This window comes from Flagellimonas sp. B-3 (assembly GCF_056857835.1).
In genome coordinates this window covers 1,041,910-1,057,465 of the sequence record NZ_JBSXNW010000024.1, presented here as the reverse complement: position 1 = coordinate 1,057,465, position 15,556 = coordinate 1,041,910, and the positions used below count along the sequence as shown (strand labels likewise).

Here is a 15,556-nt window from a genome sequence, read left to right as displayed (position 1 = left end):
AATGAATAAAGAATTTAAAATTCCAGCCAGATCACCTGAAGCACTTACTAAAGAGAAAGATCTAGTAAAGCTATTTTCAAGCTTAATTGGTAAACCATTTAAAATAACGGGGAAGACTAGAACTGATGGTTCAAATGTGCGTAAGCTAATTGCTTCAATTCTTGAGAGCAAAGAATTACCAATCCCTGCAATTTCAGGTCAATACGAAATAGTACCTCCAAAAGGTAAAGGGGTTCCAAAAATCACTCGTGAATTTATCGACACTTATATAGTCACATCGGGAACTTCATATAACCTTCAAGTATGGAATCGTATTCCTGCAAGCAATATGCTCCTGATAAAATATGAATCAGGGGAAAGTTTACAATGTGATGACGTCAGGTTCGTTTTCGTAAGAATTGACATTTCTAAATCAGAAATAGCATCTGTTTTTATCCTTACACCTGCTTACATAGAAGAGAAATTTGGCAAATTTGGCAAACAAACAATCAAACATCAACTATTGATTTCATCTAAGGCCAGAAATGAGATATACTCCAGAGAAGATAAAATCTTATCATTCTCCGACTCTAAAAAACTTTCTCACCATATTCTGCATGACTACAATCCGCCCAAATCAGGAATGGTAGAAAAACCCCAAATCCGTGAGCTGTATTCCATAGAACTATTAAAAGAGAGGGTTGCCAAGAAACTTATCGGTGAAAAATTAAATGCAGCAGCCACAAAAAACCGCGGACAAGCTTTAGAGCGAATGACACTTGAATTGCTTGGTTATCAAATAAATGAAGGTGATTTACTCTTTGGTGGATTCCCTGACATTAAAAATCAGCTTCTTGAAGTAAAGGTTCAAGATTCTCCGACTGTTGATTTAGGTAAATTTTCACCTGAGAATGAAGAAATAGTGGTTGAAAGTGAAAATCTGACAACTTTTGACGTCCGATATTTAATTGCACTTACCAACCCTGTTACTGAAATAATAGAAGGGATTATTCTTTCCCCAGGAGAAAAATTGGGAGAGTTATTTTCATATGTTAGCGATCAGAGCTACAAATGCCAACGATCTATTCCTATGTCGTTCTTTGAGAAATACTACGGACAAGTTGTTTTTAATCCAGATTGAGTACTGTCTCAACACCGAAGGCAGACGCAACGAGTTTCTCAAGCTCAATTTCAAGGGACTGCTGTTTTTCTTTCTCCTTTGTTCCGTTTAAAGTCTTGACTAAATTGATAATCTTCTTTGATTCGGGACTGTCGGAATCAGGAATTGGATATTGCTCAACAAATTGACTAAAATATCTTCTCCTGCCTGAGTAGAGTTTGTTGTTAAAAACAAGGTCATGATATTTGGTCATCAGTTTAGTATTGGCCACCCCTTGAATTAGCAATAAAAGTTCTTCTTCTTTTGGATTCTGGGCTACAATCCAATAACAATTTCCGTTTACAATTTTTCCACCACTATCAAAATAAAACCTAGGATTTACGCTAATATCAGGAAAAATCAGCTTAGGCATTTTCCAAAACTTCGGGTTTTGCGGAACCCATATTTCGTACCATTCACGCCCCGCACTTATCACATACTTGCGACCTTTCAATTGTTCAGAATGATTCAAAAAATATTCCTTTGTTAAAGGATAATCATCAATATTGATTGTTTGCTTTTTGCCTTCCTTCAGTTCATGCGTATAAAGAACTTTCAAACTGACCTTGTCATTAACTCCCCACCGTTCTATATTTTCTTGGGAAATGAGTTCTTTCAGCAACTCTCTTTCAGGCATACTACTTCCCAATCGTTCCCAGTCATCCGATATAAAAACTTTATCTGCTGTGGTCTTTATTCCAACCCTAACTTTGAAAAAATCGCCAACAAACCCCTTTGCATTTTTTTGCACCAAGTTGGTCCAATCAGCCTCAGTATTTGATAGCATCTGCCAGGGGCTACCAGAGTTGGTTTCATATTTCAACAAGCCATTTGTTCTCTTATACCTCTTGTTTCCAACATTAAAGTACACTGAATCAGAGCTTTTAAGAACATCATAAATACTGCCTACTTCGGTAAACTCTCCGTTATAACCGTTTAGTTCCTCGTATATCTTTATAAATTGAGCTCCTTTTTTATTGATGAAACTATTTTTGTTTGACCGCTTTCGCCCTATGAATATTGCAGGTAATACTGCAGCATCGAAAAGCTTAGTATCGCCTAAATCAATAACCTCAAGTATCTCGTAGTTATCAACCAAGTACTTTCTAATACTTTCCCCTCCTTTGGTTGACAAATATCTATTTGAAGTAATTACACCAAGAATGCCACCCTCCTTTAAACTCTCAGTCATTGAGATAAGAAATGGGTAGTATAAGTCCACTCGACCTTTCAGATTGAACTTTTTTGCCAGCTCTTGCGCCTTTTTTGAACCAAGTACTTGAGTTCTCACATAGGGTGGATTGGCAATAATCACATCAGCCGAACAATTAATCCTTGAATCCCCTTTCTCAACTCCGAAACCCAAAGACAATTGATTATCCGACAAATCAACTAACTCTAAAAAATCACCCTGTTTAAGATTTACTTTATTTGAATTTAGCAATTCAAATCTAGAATTTGCAACATCCAAGTACGATTGATTTGTATCGAACCCGCTTAATGAATATTCCAAATCCTTATCATCAAGAACTCTCTGAATGGAAAAAAGCAACTCACCTTCACCACAAGAAGGATCAAGAACAGAAAACGATTGGTTGGGATCAATGTATTTGGTTATCTCCTTAGCCAAAAAATCAGCTAAACCTTTAGGTGTGAAGGTAGCCCCAGTACTCTTTATCTGTTCTTTAATGTTCATGAAAACAAAGATACTTAAAGTCATCAGAGAAAACAACTTTGTTCTCATAATTTCACTACCCACCTTGGCCTAACTGTCACCCTATAACCCCTAAAAGGGATTACTTTATATTCTTCAAATTAATCATCTCCTGCTCGGTCAAGTGTCGCCAATGGCCTCGTGGCAAATCCTTTTTGGTAAGTCCAGCAAAAATGACACGGTCCAATTTGGTAACATTATAACCCAAGTGCTCAAAAATACGGCGTACAATACGGTTACGCCCGCTGTGAATTTCCACACCTACTTCGCGTTTCGGTGCTCCTTGAATGTAACTTACACTATCCACGGTAATTGGGCCATCTTCCAATTCAAGACCAGCTTCAATTTTATGGAGATCGGCCAAACTTAGATTATTGTCCAAATGCACATGGTAGATTTTGCGCACGTTATGTTTGGGGTGGGTCAATTTTTTGGTGAGGTCACCGTCGTTGGTGAACAGTAAAAGTCCAGTAGTATTTCTATCCAAACGGCCCACGGGCAACAAACGATTGTTTGAGGCACTCGAAATCAACTCCATTACGGTACGGCGTCCCTTTTCATCATTGGTAGTGGTGATAAAGTTCTTGGGTTTGTTCAGCAAAATGTACTCTTTTTTTTCCAAGCTGAGCCGTTTACCATCAAAACGCACATCATCGGAACGTTTTACCTTAAAACCCATTTCGGTCACGGTTTTTCCATTTACCGTTACATTCCCGGCGGCAATGTAGGTATCCGCTTCCCTTCGGGAACAAATGCCGGCATTGGCAATGTATCGGTTCAACCGAATTTCATCGGGATTGGATGTTTTTTTTGGGGCGCTCTGCCTTGTTTTTGAAGAAAATTTTTTATCAAACGGCTTCTTTCTGTCCCCGCCCTTGAAGTTTTTGGAAGGTCTTCTGCCTTTGTTGTTGTCTGATTTCGCCATCAGTCTAATTTTTTGCAAATGTACTCTTTTTAAGTTCCAAAAATCCTAAAGAACAAAGAATTACAAAATTCGGTTCAGCACCACATCCACATCAATCAAAAGGATACTGAAAACGCCTGCCACAATGATAAATTTGATGATATTGTGCAGCCAAACGTAGTGTTTCTTGCCATTGGCCCTCCACAGCAAGAACAAAAACAAAATCAAAAAAGCGATGCAGGCCATAAAGTATAAGTACATATACCCTACATCAAAGGTTTTGATAAGCAAAAGGGCAGGAAACAGGGTAAGGACAATGAGCAAGGATATGATGGTTTTTGATACGTTTGAACCATAAATAATGGGAATAGTCTTATAATTCTGGGCCATATCCCCGGCCATATTCTCCAGATCTTTGATCATTTCGCGGGCCAAAATTAATAGAAATAAGAAAACGGCGTGCACAAAAATCACCGTTTGAAAGTTCTGATAGTACACAAATACCACAAAAAATGGGGCAATGGCCAAAGTAGAGGACACTAAATTCCCCAAAAAAGGGATACGCTTTAGTTTGTGCGAGTAAATCCAGATGCCAAAAATATAGGCAGAAAAAAACAGGACTGCCTTAAACGAAATATAGCTCGCGGCAAAAACAGCCAAAAAATTGAGGATAAAATAGGTAGTCAGTTTAAAACGCTGGCTCACCAAACGGTCCAACATACTCTTGGTGGGCTTGTTGATGAGATCCTTTTCGGCATCGTAAAAGTTATTGATAATGTATCCGCTGGCAATCGTAAGTGCCGAAGCGGTAACGATCAAGAACAGATTTAAGTCCAAAACCACTTTGCGCAAAGGTATATTGGGAGCCAAAATGTAAATGGAGGCCAAGTATTGCGCCAAGGTAATGACCAGGATGTTATAACCCCTGACCACTGAAAACAGACTCAACAGCTTAAAAAGCAAGAGTTTGTTTTTTCTACTAAGCATGTATTTGCTTTTAGAAGTTGTACACTACTTCCAAATTGTGGCCTTTGAGTGCTTTTTTGGCTTTTTCCAGGTCTTGGGTAAAGCCCAAAATATAGCCGCCACCACCAGAACCACAAAGTTTAAGGTAGTAATCGTTGGTTTCGATCCCCTTTTGCCAAAGTTGGTGGAATTTAGATGGAATCATCGGTTTAAAATGGTCAAAAACCACGTGCGACAATTGTTTTAGATTTCCGAACAACGATTTTACGTTGCCGTTTAAGAAATCTTCCACGCAGGCATCGGTGTGTTTTACAAACTGATTTTTTATCATGTTACGGAAACCTTCCTGCTTCATGTTTTCCATGAACAATTGCACCATAGGTGCCGTTTCCCCGGTCATACCACTATCCAACAAGAATACTGCTCCTTTTCCTTCGGTATTTTGTGAAGGAATACTGGTGGACTCGATATTGTCCTTGGAATTGATCAATATGGGAAGGCTCAAATAACTGTTCAAAGGGTCCAATCCTGAAGATTTGCCATGGAAGAAAGATTCCATTTTCCCGAAAATCTTTTTTAACTGAAGTAATTTTTCACGGGTCAAGTTCTCCAAAACGGTGATTTTGTCCGTAGCGTAGCGGTCGTAAATAGCAGCGACCAAAGCACCACTGCTACCAATACCATAGCCTTGTGGAATAGAGCTGTCAAAGTACATTCCATCTGCCACATCTTTTTCCAAAGTATCAATATCAAAAGAAACCAAGCCAGGCTCTTCAGTCTCAAGATTTTTTAAATATTCAGCAAAAGCCATTAGGCTTTTATTGGATTTTAGGGCCATTTCGGAATCGTTCTTGTCCCTTTTCAATGCCCCTTTGAAAAAATTATAGGGTATTGACAGTCCTTTGGAGTCTTTAATAATGCCGTACTCCCCGAACAATAAAATCTTGGAATAAAATAATGGACCTTTCATATGATACTACTAAGATACAAACAAATTTTGTTTAATTTTTGATAAAATTCGATAAACAAACCGATTTTATCTATAAAAACCTGTTCCCATGGTCTAAAATCTTGGCAAATAACGTAAAAAAACGGCTTAGCTGTTCATTTTTAAGCATTTATTTTAATGGCTCCCGACCCTACTTGATCGTGAATGTATTGACCATTCTCACAATATTCCATCAATTCATCTTTGATAAAAATCTGTACTTTCTCCTTGTTGGAAGATGTATACAACAAATGCACATTGGCCCCAGCATCCAGCGTAAAGCAAACAGGTGTTTTGGTTGCTTCACGGTATTCCCAAATTTTGTTGATTATTTTCAGCGTATCGGGTTTCATCAGCATAAAATAGGGCATGCTCGTCATCATCATGGCGTGCAAGGTCAATGCCTCACTTTCCACCATTTTAATGAATTCTTCCAAATCACCATTGGCCAAAATAGGCTTTAGCTTGTCTAAATTGGAAAATGCCTGTTCAAATCGGTTTTCGGCATAAGGGTGTTCGTGCATCAATTGGTGCCCAATGGTACTGCTGACTTGTTTTTGTCCTTTGTGCACCAGCAAAATTGTATCGCAATAGCTCTTAAAAACCGGGTTGACCTCAAACGGATATTCAATGCCGTACAAATCGGAGCTTTGAGGTATGTTTGCATGCCTTCCCCATTGTACCAAACTGCCTTTTACGCTGCGACAGGCACTTCCCGAACCCAATCGTGCCAAATACGATGCTTTTGAATTGAACAAATCCTCATCCAAAGACGGGTTCAGTTTTTTTTCAATATCCATCAAACATAGCGAAAGGGCCGCCATTCCACTGGCCGATGATGCAATCCCACTGCTATGTGGAAAAGAATTTGAGGTTTCAATCGTAAAATGGTATTCCTTCAAAAAAGGCAGGTACATCTCAACACGTTCCAAAAAAGTGTGAATCTTTGGTTTAAAATCCTCCTTGGGCTGTCCTTCGAACAGTAAATCAAAAGAAAGCGCTTTATTGTTATCCTTCTTCTCAAACAAAACGGAAGTTGTTGTCGCACAAGCATCCAACGTAAAGCTAATGGATGGGTTGGCAGGAATCTGAACGGGTTTTTTTCCCCAATATTTTACCAAAGCAATATTGCTGGGCGCTTTCCAAGTTACTTTGCCGTTATCAAGCAATTTTTGATAGACGCCTGGCAAAAAATCTTTTTCCGTCATTTGGAATGGGTATTTTGGACAAATATAAGCAGGGGGAAGCGTACTGGGCGTCGGATTGAAATAAATTCTTATTTTCGTTGGAGTTGCACCGACCATGAAAAAAAGAATTGTTTACATAACCATCTGTGTTTTGATTTGCCTTGCCATTGGATTCCTTTCCAGCATAGCCACCCAAAGCTCGGTAAACGATTGGTATCTTAGCCTCAACAAGCCGTCCTTTACACCTCCAAACTGGCTTTTTGCTCCTGTTTGGACTGCCCTATACATTATGATGGGAATCGCCGCAGGAATTGTTTGGTCCAAAGGCTACCACCATATTTGGGTAAAGACCGCCCTGTACCACTTTGTTTTTCAGTTGTTGCTCAATGCCTTGTGGAGCATTGTTTTTTTCGGATTGAAAAATCCTCTTGGTGGAATGGTGGTCATTTTGGCTTTGCTGACGATGATCATACTTACCATAAAATGGTTCAAGGTCATTAGCAAACCTGCCGCACTTTTAATGATTCCCTATGTGCTGTGGGTGGCCTTTGCCGCTGCTCTGAACTATAAAATTTGGGAGCTTAACCCTTAACCCGAAGCCATTTCCAAAAGCTTCAACATGGTTTTATGGTTACGGGTAGTAGCCTCTACTTTTAACTTCTTTTCAATAAAGTTGTTATTGAGTTTTGCCTTACCGTACCCATTTTTACATAATAAATACACACATTGGTTCGTAATTTGGTATCCCTCATGTTCAAAATGAAGTTGATTGAACTGATTGACCAATTCCTCTTTTGAAGGAGTTTTGAGCAAAACGTAGTACAGTTTATTTTCTTCACTTTCCTTTGCAAAAGGATTGGCCTCCAAAATGGCTTTCACATCTTCCTTTTTAACCACCAAGGTTGGCACATCAAACCCAAAACGCTGATGGATTGCATCGGTTATAACCTCCTGAAGTTTTTTTCGGTCAGCTTGTTCACTTTCAAAAACAATGTTACCACTTTGGATGTATGTTTTTACGTTTTTTAGTCCAGTAGCTTCCAAAATACTACGCAACTCCGCCATTTTTATCTTCTTTTGTCCGCTAACATTGATTCCCCTAAGTAGTCCTATAAATGTATTGCCCATAATAATCGATTCAGAACTCAAAATTATTTTAGTAAATTCAAACGCACTTAAATTAACAAAATGAATCAATATATCCTTGCTTTGGACCAAGGCACCACTAGTTCCCGTGCCGTGGTCTTCGACAAAAAGGGGACCATTATTTCCGTAGCACAGAAAGAATTCACACAAATATTCCCAAAACCAGGCTGGGTAGAGCACGATCCCGATGAAATTTGGTCCACCCAAGCGGGAATGGCCGCAGAAGCTGTAAGCAAAAAAGGACTCAAAGCATCCCAAATGGCCGCCATTGGCATTACCAATCAGCGGGAAACCGTTGTGGTTTGGGACAAAAACACTAGCGAGCCCATTTACAATGCCATTGTTTGGCAAGACAAGCGTACAGCGGATTATTGTGACCTACTAAAGAAAGAAGGAAAATCCGATATGATCCGTAAAAAAACCGGATTGGTGATTGATTCTTATTTTTCGGGCACCAAGGTGAAATGGATTCTGGATAATGTGGAAGGTGCCAGGGAAAAAGCAGAGGCCGGTGATTTGGTGCTCGGAACCATTGATTCATGGCTTATTTGGAAAATGACCGATGGAGGGCTTCATGTTACGGATGTGACGAACGCCTGCCGCTCCATGCTGTTCAATATCAATACCATGGATTGGGATGATGAGCTTTTGGAACTGTTGACCATTCCCAAGAGTATGCTTCCCGAAGTGAAACAGTCCAGTGAAGTCTATGGACACACCACTCCCAACTTATTCGCCACCCCAATCCCGATTGCAGGAATTGCCGGTGACCAGCAGGCTGCTTTGTTCGGTCAAATGTGTACCAAAAAGGGCATGGTAAAAAACACCTACGGCACAGGCTGTTTTATGTTGATGAACATTGGCGAAAAACCGATAGTTTCCGAAAATAACCTCCTTACCACGGTAGCTTGGAAAATCAATGGAAAAACTCATTACGCACTCGAAGGAAGCATTTTTATTGCTGGTGCGGTGGTGCAATGGCTCCGTGATAGCTTAAATATTATAAAAACATCTTCGGAAGTGGAAAAACTGGCCAGTTCGGTGAATAGTTCGGACGGTGTGGTTTTTGTTCCCGCTTTTGCCGGTTTGGGCGCCCCACATTGGAACCAAAAGGCCCAAGGAACCATTTTTGGACTCACTCGTGGAAGTACCGATGCACATATTGCGCGTGCCGCTCTGGAATCCATTGCTTACCAAACCATGGATATTCTAAAAGCCATGGAAGCCGATTCGGGAATTTCCATAAAAGAATTGCGGGTTGATGGCGGAGCAACCGTAAATGATATGCTGATGCAGTTTCAGGCCGATGTATTGAACACCGTTACCGTAAGGCCCAAGATTGTGGAAACCACAGTGATGGGTGCCGCATATTTAGCTGGTTTGGCCGTAGGTTATTGGGAAAGTCCAGAGGAAATCCAAGATATTTGGCAGACCGATGTGCATTTTAACCCTACCAAAGAACGCAACACCATTGAAGAAGGCATTAAAAGTTGGTATAAGGCCATAAAAGCATTGGAGTTCTGGACGGAGAACCCTTAATTTTTCAAATAACACAAACACTAACATTCCATTTATGACTCCTTTTGTATCTGAAATTGTAGGTACCTTTTTGTTAATGGTACTCGGATGTGGCGTAAATGCCAATGTATCCCTACAAAAAACCTATGGTAATGGCTCTGGCTGGATTGTAATCACTACCGGATGGGCATTTGCAGTATATACCGGTGTTGTTGTTGCCGGTCCGCACAGCGGTGCGCACATTAATCCCGCAGTTACCATTGGACTGGCTGTTGCAGGAGAATTTCCATGGAGCGAGGCTCCAAGTTATATTTTAGCACAGTTTATTGGGGCTATGTTTGCCGCTTTTTGCGTTTGGCTCGTTAATAAAGAGCATTTTGATGCCACCGAGGATGAGGGCGTAAAAAGAGGGGTTTTTTGCACAGCTCCGGCCATACCCAATACATTCACAAACCTTTTTTCGGAAGTACTGGGCACTTTTGTACTGGTTTTTTCTGTTCTATATTTTACAGATGCCATGCTATCCACAAACGATGCCATTATTGGCCTAGGTTCGTTGGGAGCCTTGCCCGTATCTTTAATTGTTTGGGGCATAGGTTTATCCTTAGGTGGCACTACCGGCTATGCTATTAACCCCGCTAGGGATTTAGGGCCTCGCATTGTTCATGCGCTATTGCCTTTAAAAAACAAGGGGCACAATGGATGGAACTATGCTTGGGTTCCTGTAATCGGGCCCATTTTGGGAGCTGCTATAGCTGCTTGGATTGCTATCGCTTTACAATAGTTCCTTTAGGAAACAATGGCCTGTGCGGCAATGTACGCTCCTGTCCATGCATTTTGGAAATTAAATCCACCGGTAATGGCATCTACATTGATGATTTCACCAGCAAAGTATAGGTTGGGGTGCAATTTGCTCTCAAAAGTCTTAAAATTGATTTCCTTTAAATCCACTCCACCAGCGGTGACAAACTCTTCTTTAAAGGTGCTCTTCCCCTCTACTTTAAATGATGAAGCCGTTATTTGCCTCGCCAAGGCTTGCAATTGTCCTTTGCTCATGTCTGCCCAGCGCTCTTCAGGTTCAATTTCGGCCGCTTCCACCAAACGCTTCCACAACCGTTTTGGGAGTTCGGTCACATTGGTACGCATCACGGTTTTTTTAGCTTCAACGCCTTTCAATTGCTTAAGGTAGGCCTCCATGGATTCCGTGCTATAATCGGGCAACCAGTTTACCTTTATTCTAAAAGAATAATTGTAATCGTGCAGGATGTTCGCTCCCCAAGCGGATAGCTTCAAAATGGCGGGGCCGCTCAAACCCCAATGGGTTATCAAAAGTGGACCATCGGCATAAAGTACGGTATCTTCCTTAATCTTACTTTTTAGGTTTAACGATTTTTTGTCCGTATTGAAGGTTTTCTTGGACATTACTTCAACAGTAGCATTGGTGCTTATGCCCTGGATGCCTTGAATTCTTTTGTCCTTGATATTGAATGTGAATAAGGAAGGTACAGGCGAAACAATATGGTGGCCCAAATTCTCCAATTGTTTCCATATTTTAGGGTTACTGCCTGTGGCCAGCATCAGTTTTGTGGTTTGATAATGCTTGTTCATGGTAGTTACCTGCCAGCCTTCTTCGGTTTTGCTTATTGCCTTTACAGCGCTGTTTTTTAAAACTTGTACACCCAATCGCTCAGCTTCACCTACCAAACAATTGATTATGCTCTGGGAAGAATCACTTTTGGGAAATACGCGACCATCTTCTTCTATTTTGAGAGAGACTCCACGCGCTTCAAAAAAGGACATAACATCTATTGGAGCGTATTTATGGAACGGACCCAAAAGCTCCTTCTCCCCTCTTGGGTAGTTCGTTGCCAATTCTTTAGGTGAAAACTCTCCGTGGGTCACATTACAACGGCCGCCTCCCGAAACCTTTACTTTGGAAAGTACGGTTTTGCCTCTTTCAAAAATGGCAATGTCCAGTTCTGGCGAAAGTTCCGCCATTTGAATTGCTGCATAAAATCCTGCTGCGCCTCCTCCTACAATTATGACGTCTAACATTATTTCACACGTTCCGGATAATTGGTAATGATGCCATCAACCCCGAACCCAGTCATTTTTTGAATGTCCTCGGGTGCGTTTACCGTCCATGTGTATACTTTTAACCCTTCTGCTTGGATTTTTGCTACGTTTTCCTTGGTAAGTGTTTTAAAATTGGGGTTTATTGCCACTGCATTCAGTTCTTTGGCCACAGACAATGCCTGCAAAGGGTCTTCTGATGTTAAAACCGCAATTTTTATATCCTTGTTTTTCGCTCTCATGGCTTTGAGCTCATCCCATTTGAAACTTGAAATTACGAAGTTTTCGGGGCTCCACCCTTCCTTTTCGATATAATAGTTGACAATATGATTAACTCTATCGGCTGTTCCGGCACCTTTAAGCTCGATATTTAGAGCAACCTGATTGTTCATAAGCTTTAACACATCCTGGAGCATTGGGATTTTGTGTCCACCATTCAAAGTGAGTTGCCTTAGTTGAACAATATTGTATTCTTCAATATTTCCGCCGGAATTGGCCAGTCTATCCACCGTTTCATCATGAAAAACAACGACTTCTCCGCTATCAATTTTAAACACGTCAATTTCTATCATATCAACGCCAAGGTCCATCGCTTTTTGAACCGATGCCAAAGTATTTTCGGTCTCGTGGCCCATGGCTCCTCGGTGGCCTATCACCAATGGTTTTGATTTTGTCATTTCGCAACTGGTTAAAAGCAGGGCAGCTGTAAGAGCTACAAGTAAGTTTTTCTTCATTTTGGGTTGGTTTTGATGGTTAAAAATACGATTTGCAAACGAAAAACATCAATTTCCTACCTTAAAGATATAGGATTGAAGCGGTTCTAATTCCAAGTGTATCTGGCCTTGTCCATTGTTAACGTACATCTTCTTTTTAACCTTTCCGTACAACTCTTCCGTCAATGGATACTCCCCATCCGGTAGTTGCCATTTGGCAATAACATCTTCGGGAACTTTAAAGTCGAAGGAATAGTGTTTGTGTCCATCAAAATTGGATAGGATAATTAGTTTTTCCCCGGCGGACCATCTCACATAGGAAAGCACTCGGTGATCGTATCCTTCCGTGTTGTCCTTATTGTAAAAATGAATCTCTTGATACCCGCCCATCAAAGCTTCACTATTTATAGTGAAATTCAAAAGTCGTTTATAGAAATCCCTTAAACTTTTTTCCTCTTCCGATAATTGACCGCCATCGAATTTTTTGTTGTTGACCCATCGTTGATGGTGCGGCACTCCAATGTAATCGAAAATTGAGGTCCGGGTCGGTTTGCCGAATCCGGCATATTCTTCTGCGGGTTCACCAACTTCTTGTCCAAAATAGATCATGATGGGCGAGGTGCTTATGGTAGCGGAAACGACCATGGCGGGTTTTCCCAATTGGGCATTTCCCACAAAATCGGGACTGGCGATACGCTGCTCATCGTGGTTTTCCAGAAAGTGGATCATGTGGTGCTCTATATCGGCCATTCCTTTTTGCACTACAGGAATGTGGTCTGTCCATCCGTAGCCCTTCATTATATGTTTGATGCTATCGTAAAATTCTACCTTATCGTAGAGGTAATCCATTTTACCTTGATGAATATAATCACGGTACAAACTTGTGTTATAAACTTCGGCCAACAAAAAGGCATCTGGGTTTTTCATTTTGATGTTGGAATTGAGGTAACTCCAAAACTCTACTGGAACCATTTCGGCCATATCAAAACGGAAACCATCCACACCAAAATCCAGCCAATACTGGGCAATATCCTTAAATTTGTACCAAGAATCCGGCAGGGTCTTGTCTTTCCAAAATTCGTAATGGGCCTTATAATCTTTTTGACGGTATGCTTCGGGCAATTGTTCAAAGTCTTTGGTTCCATCTGGACGAACTCCGTAGTTGATTTTTACGGTTTCGTACCAGTCGTTAAAATGAGGTTGTGCCAGTCGAGAGCCGTTGCCTGTCCATTTTGCGGGAACTTCTTCAAACTTGGAGTCCATTAACCTATTTTTATCTCCTCCCAAAGGCAAATATCCATCTTGCCATTCAGGCACTTGAAATGCTTCATTGGGGATGTAGTAAAAATTGTTGTTTACATCATATTCTTTGGATGTATCATCAGAGGCTCCAAAACCCTCCACGCCTTCGGGGTTGGTAATTCCTTTATAATTCCTCGCCACATGATTGGGAACAATGTCGATGATAACTTTTAGGCCAGCTTGGTGCGTTCGTTGAATCAAATCCTTGAATTCTTCCAACCGTTTTGATGGATCTGTGGCCAAATCGGGATTTACATTGTAGTAATCCTTAACGGCATAGGGAGAGCCCGCCCTTCCTTTGACAATATCTGGGTCGTCATTCGAAATTCCGTAGGCGGTATAGTCGTTGATTACGGCATGGTGGGGAACTCCTGTGTACCAAATATGCGTAACGCCCAGATTTTTAATCTCGATGAGGGCCTTGTCCGAGAAATCGGCAAACTTGCCCACTCCATTTTCTTCGATGGTACCCCAAGGCTTGTTGGTAGCATTGGTGTTTCCGAAGAGACGGGTAAATACCTGGTAGACTACTTGTTTCTTCTTCATTGGTGGAGGGGTCGACTTTTGATTGGTTTGTTGCTTACATGAAGATAACACGGTGAGTACAATAAAAAAAGTCAGTATCCCATTTGTTTTCATACCATAAAGAAGGGATTCTTAAATCAATGTGCAATAGAATCCCTGATTACCAAGGTGGGTTCCAAGATTTTGGTTTGATAGGTCTCTTCCTCCGCTTCGCTCTCTACTTTATCTATCAACATTTTTGCGGCCTCTTCGCCCATTTTTTCTCCATGTTGTGCCACAACAGTAAGGCTTGGGTTGGCATATTTGGACAGTACCCCATCGGTAAATCCTATAAAAGATATATCCTCTGGTATCTTTAGCCCCTTTTTCTGTGCAAATCGCATACCGCACACCGCAAAGATTTCATTTACGCACAAAACGGCATCCGGTTCCTTATTGTCCAAAAAGGTTTTTATGGCCTCTTCGTCCATTTCCATTGAAGGCATTTTCAATATCATGGATTCGTCAATTCCAAGGGGACTCTCTTTCAATGCTTTGAGATACCCTTTGGTGCGGGCCTTGCTAACGCTCAAATAGTCATCCGTAGTGATCAGGGCTATTCGTTTTTTTCCCTGATCGATAAACTTTTTTGTTGCCTGGTAAGCGCCCAGCTTATCATCAATGATTACTTTATCACATTCCACCTCATGGGTGATCCTATCAAAAAGCACCACGGGAATGCCTTGCTCCGTAACTTCTTTTAAATGATTGTAATCGCCTTTCTCTTGTGTTTCGGAAGAGAGTGACATTATAAAGCCATCAATGCTGCCATTGGCGAGCATTTCCATGTTAATGACTTCCTTGTCGAAAGATTCTTCGGAAAGACATACAATAACGTTATATCCCCTGGCATTTGCATATTTCTCGATACCCCGAATGACCGTTGTAAAAAAATGATGTACAATATCCGGGATGACAACCCCAATATTTTTGGTACGCTTATTTTTTAAGCTTATTGCAATGTTATTGGGCTTATAGTTGTACAGTTTTGCAAAGGCCTGTATCTTTTCTTTGGTATCCCTACCTATTTCCTCACTGTTCTTGAGTGCTTTGGAAACCGTTGATATGGATACTTCGAGTTCTCTGGCTATATCTTTTAAGGTAATCTTTGATTTCAAGGGATAGATAATTTATGCTTTTGGGATACACTCAAATAAAAATAAGTAACTGACCAAATTACACTTTTTAACAAAAACAAAACAACCACTTAAAAAACCACTTCTTGAATTAGTTGCCTCAATCAAAGAATAAAAATGTTATATTAGTAGCAATATTGCGGAATCCGTAATTATGAACACACTTTTTAAGATTTAAGCAAGTAAGTTGTTTAAGTTTTGTAAAAA

At 40.7% G+C, this 15,556-nt stretch carries 14 protein-coding genes; 4 read left to right on the top strand and 10 right to left on the bottom strand.

Features of this window, described 5'->3' with window-relative positions; genetic code table 11:
* The first annotated feature begins 1 nt into the window (after position 1).
* On the top strand, positions 2-1,120 hold the full coding sequence (locus AC13CS_RS17250) for a hypothetical protein (protein WP_482888999.1): 1,119 nt from the start codon (positions 2-4) through the stop codon (positions 1,118-1,120).
* On the opposite strand, the gene AC13CS_RS17245 is transcribed toward AC13CS_RS17250, so the two are convergent.
* The 5 genes from AC13CS_RS17245 to mvaD all read right to left on the bottom strand — a co-directional run bounded on the left by AC13CS_RS17245 (position 1,107) and on the right by mvaD (position 6,918).
* The gene (locus AC13CS_RS17245; RefSeq protein WP_482888998.1) at positions 1,107-2,834 is read right to left on the bottom strand and encodes an Eco57I restriction-modification methylase domain-containing protein; all 1,728 of its coding nucleotides are present in this window, start codon (positions 2,832-2,834) and stop codon (positions 1,107-1,109) included. The two genes, AC13CS_RS17250 and AC13CS_RS17245, sit on opposite strands and share 14 nt — an antisense overlap.
* A 100-nt stretch (positions 2,835-2,934) precedes the next feature.
* Positions 2,935-3,777 (bottom strand): pseudouridine synthase, encoded by an 843-nt coding sequence (locus tag AC13CS_RS17240; protein ID WP_482888997.1) that lies wholly within the window; start codon positions 3,775-3,777, stop codon positions 2,935-2,937.
* A gap of 60 nt (positions 3,778-3,837) precedes the next feature.
* Positions 3,838-4,743 carry a geranylgeranylglycerol-phosphate geranylgeranyltransferase gene (locus AC13CS_RS17235; protein ID WP_482888996.1) on the bottom strand — a complete coding sequence of 302 codons (906 nt, stop codon included), beginning with the start codon at positions 4,741-4,743 and terminating at the stop codon, positions 3,838-3,840.
* A 10-nt stretch (positions 4,744-4,753) separates the two neighbouring features.
* On the bottom strand, positions 4,754-5,692 hold the full coding sequence (locus AC13CS_RS17230; RefSeq protein ID WP_293165584.1) for a GHMP family kinase ATP-binding protein: 939 nt from the start codon (positions 5,690-5,692) through the stop codon (positions 4,754-4,756).
* Between the two features lie 140 nt (positions 5,693-5,832).
* Positions 5,833-6,918 carry a diphosphomevalonate decarboxylase gene (gene mvaD / locus AC13CS_RS17225; RefSeq protein ID WP_482888994.1) on the bottom strand — a complete coding sequence of 362 codons (1,086 nt, stop codon included), beginning with the start codon at positions 6,916-6,918 and terminating at the stop codon, positions 5,833-5,835.
* 94 nt (positions 6,919-7,012) lie between these two features.
* Here mvaD and AC13CS_RS17220 point away from each other — a divergent pair, with 94 nt between their 5' ends.
* Positions 7,013-7,489, top strand: a complete 477-nt coding sequence (locus AC13CS_RS17220) for a TspO/MBR family protein (protein WP_482888993.1) — start codon at positions 7,013-7,015, stop codon at positions 7,487-7,489.
* Here AC13CS_RS17220 and AC13CS_RS17215 read toward each other — a convergent pair.
* Positions 7,486-8,025: a DUF1697 domain-containing protein gene (locus AC13CS_RS17215; RefSeq protein ID WP_293165590.1), complete on the bottom strand. Its 540-nt coding sequence runs from the start codon at positions 8,023-8,025 to the stop codon at positions 7,486-7,488. The two genes, AC13CS_RS17220 and AC13CS_RS17215, sit on opposite strands and share 4 nt — an antisense overlap.
* 60 nt (positions 8,026-8,085) lie before the next feature.
* Between AC13CS_RS17215 and glpK the strand changes: the two genes are divergently transcribed.
* Together glpK and AC13CS_RS17205 are read left to right on the top strand one after the other, a co-directional pair.
* Positions 8,086-9,582, top strand: a complete 1,497-nt coding sequence (glpK, locus tag AC13CS_RS17210) for a glycerol kinase GlpK (protein ID WP_482888992.1) — start codon at positions 8,086-8,088, stop codon at positions 9,580-9,582.
* A gap of 34 nt (positions 9,583-9,616) precedes the next feature.
* A complete protein-coding gene (locus AC13CS_RS17205) occupies positions 9,617-10,345 on the top strand; it encodes an MIP/aquaporin family protein (protein ID WP_482888991.1) in 729 nt (242 codons plus the stop codon).
* Between the two features lie 5 nt (positions 10,346-10,350).
* Here AC13CS_RS17205 and AC13CS_RS17200 read toward each other — a convergent pair whose 3' ends face one another.
* From AC13CS_RS17200 to AC13CS_RS17185, 4 genes are read right to left on the bottom strand one after another with little or no spacing between them, the layout of a single operon-like run.
* Positions 10,351-11,616, bottom strand: coding sequence for a BaiN/RdsA family NAD(P)/FAD-dependent oxidoreductase (locus AC13CS_RS17200; RefSeq protein ID WP_482888990.1), 1,266 nt, complete (start codon positions 11,614-11,616; stop codon positions 10,351-10,353).
* On the bottom strand, positions 11,616-12,368 hold the full coding sequence (locus tag AC13CS_RS17195) for a glycerophosphodiester phosphodiesterase (RefSeq protein WP_482888989.1): 753 nt from the start codon (positions 12,366-12,368) through the stop codon (positions 11,616-11,618). The genes AC13CS_RS17200 and AC13CS_RS17195 overlap by 1 nt, the downstream gene beginning before the upstream one ends.
* Before the next feature lie 48 nt (positions 12,369-12,416).
* Complete coding sequence (locus AC13CS_RS17190; RefSeq protein WP_482888988.1) at positions 12,417-14,288, bottom strand: alpha-amylase family protein; 1,872 nt, start codon at positions 14,286-14,288, stop codon at positions 12,417-12,419.
* A gap of 23 nt (positions 14,289-14,311) precedes the next feature.
* Positions 14,312-15,331: a LacI family DNA-binding transcriptional regulator gene (locus AC13CS_RS17185; protein ID WP_163624877.1), complete on the bottom strand. Its 1,020-nt coding sequence runs from the start codon at positions 15,329-15,331 to the stop codon at positions 14,312-14,314.
* Positions 15,332-15,556: the final 225 nt, after the last annotated feature.

Coding starts and splice junctions, on each gene's coding strand:
- AC13CS_RS17250 (WP_482888999.1), top strand. CDS start 2: ATGAATAAAGAATTTAAAATTCCAGCCAGATCACCTGAAGCACTTACT.
- AC13CS_RS17245 (WP_482888998.1), bottom strand. CDS start 2,834: ATGAACATTAAAGAACAGATAAAGAGTACTGGGGCTACCTTCACACCT.
- AC13CS_RS17240 (WP_482888997.1), bottom strand. CDS start 3,777: ATGGCGAAATCAGACAACAACAAAGGCAGAAGACCTTCCAAAAACTTC.
- AC13CS_RS17235 (WP_482888996.1), bottom strand. CDS start 4,743: ATGCTTAGTAGAAAAAACAAACTCTTGCTTTTTAAGCTGTTGAGTCTG.
- AC13CS_RS17230 (WP_293165584.1), bottom strand. CDS start 5,692: ATGAAAGGTCCATTATTTTATTCCAAGATTTTATTGTTCGGGGAGTAC.
- mvaD (WP_482888994.1), bottom strand. CDS start 6,918: ATGACGGAAAAAGATTTTTTGCCAGGCGTCTATCAAAAATTGCTTGAT.
- AC13CS_RS17220 (WP_482888993.1), top strand. CDS start 7,013: ATGAAAAAAAGAATTGTTTACATAACCATCTGTGTTTTGATTTGCCTT.
- AC13CS_RS17215 (WP_293165590.1), bottom strand. CDS start 8,025: ATGGGCAATACATTTATAGGACTACTTAGGGGAATCAATGTTAGCGGA.
- glpK (WP_482888992.1), top strand. CDS start 8,086: ATGAATCAATATATCCTTGCTTTGGACCAAGGCACCACTAGTTCCCGT.
- AC13CS_RS17205 (WP_482888991.1), top strand. CDS start 9,617: ATGACTCCTTTTGTATCTGAAATTGTAGGTACCTTTTTGTTAATGGTA.
- AC13CS_RS17200 (WP_482888990.1), bottom strand. CDS start 11,616: ATGTTAGACGTCATAATTGTAGGAGGAGGCGCAGCAGGATTTTATGCA.
- AC13CS_RS17195 (WP_482888989.1), bottom strand. CDS start 12,368: ATGAAGAAAAACTTACTTGTAGCTCTTACAGCTGCCCTGCTTTTAACC.
- AC13CS_RS17190 (WP_482888988.1), bottom strand. CDS start 14,288: ATGAAAACAAATGGGATACTGACTTTTTTTATTGTACTCACCGTGTTA.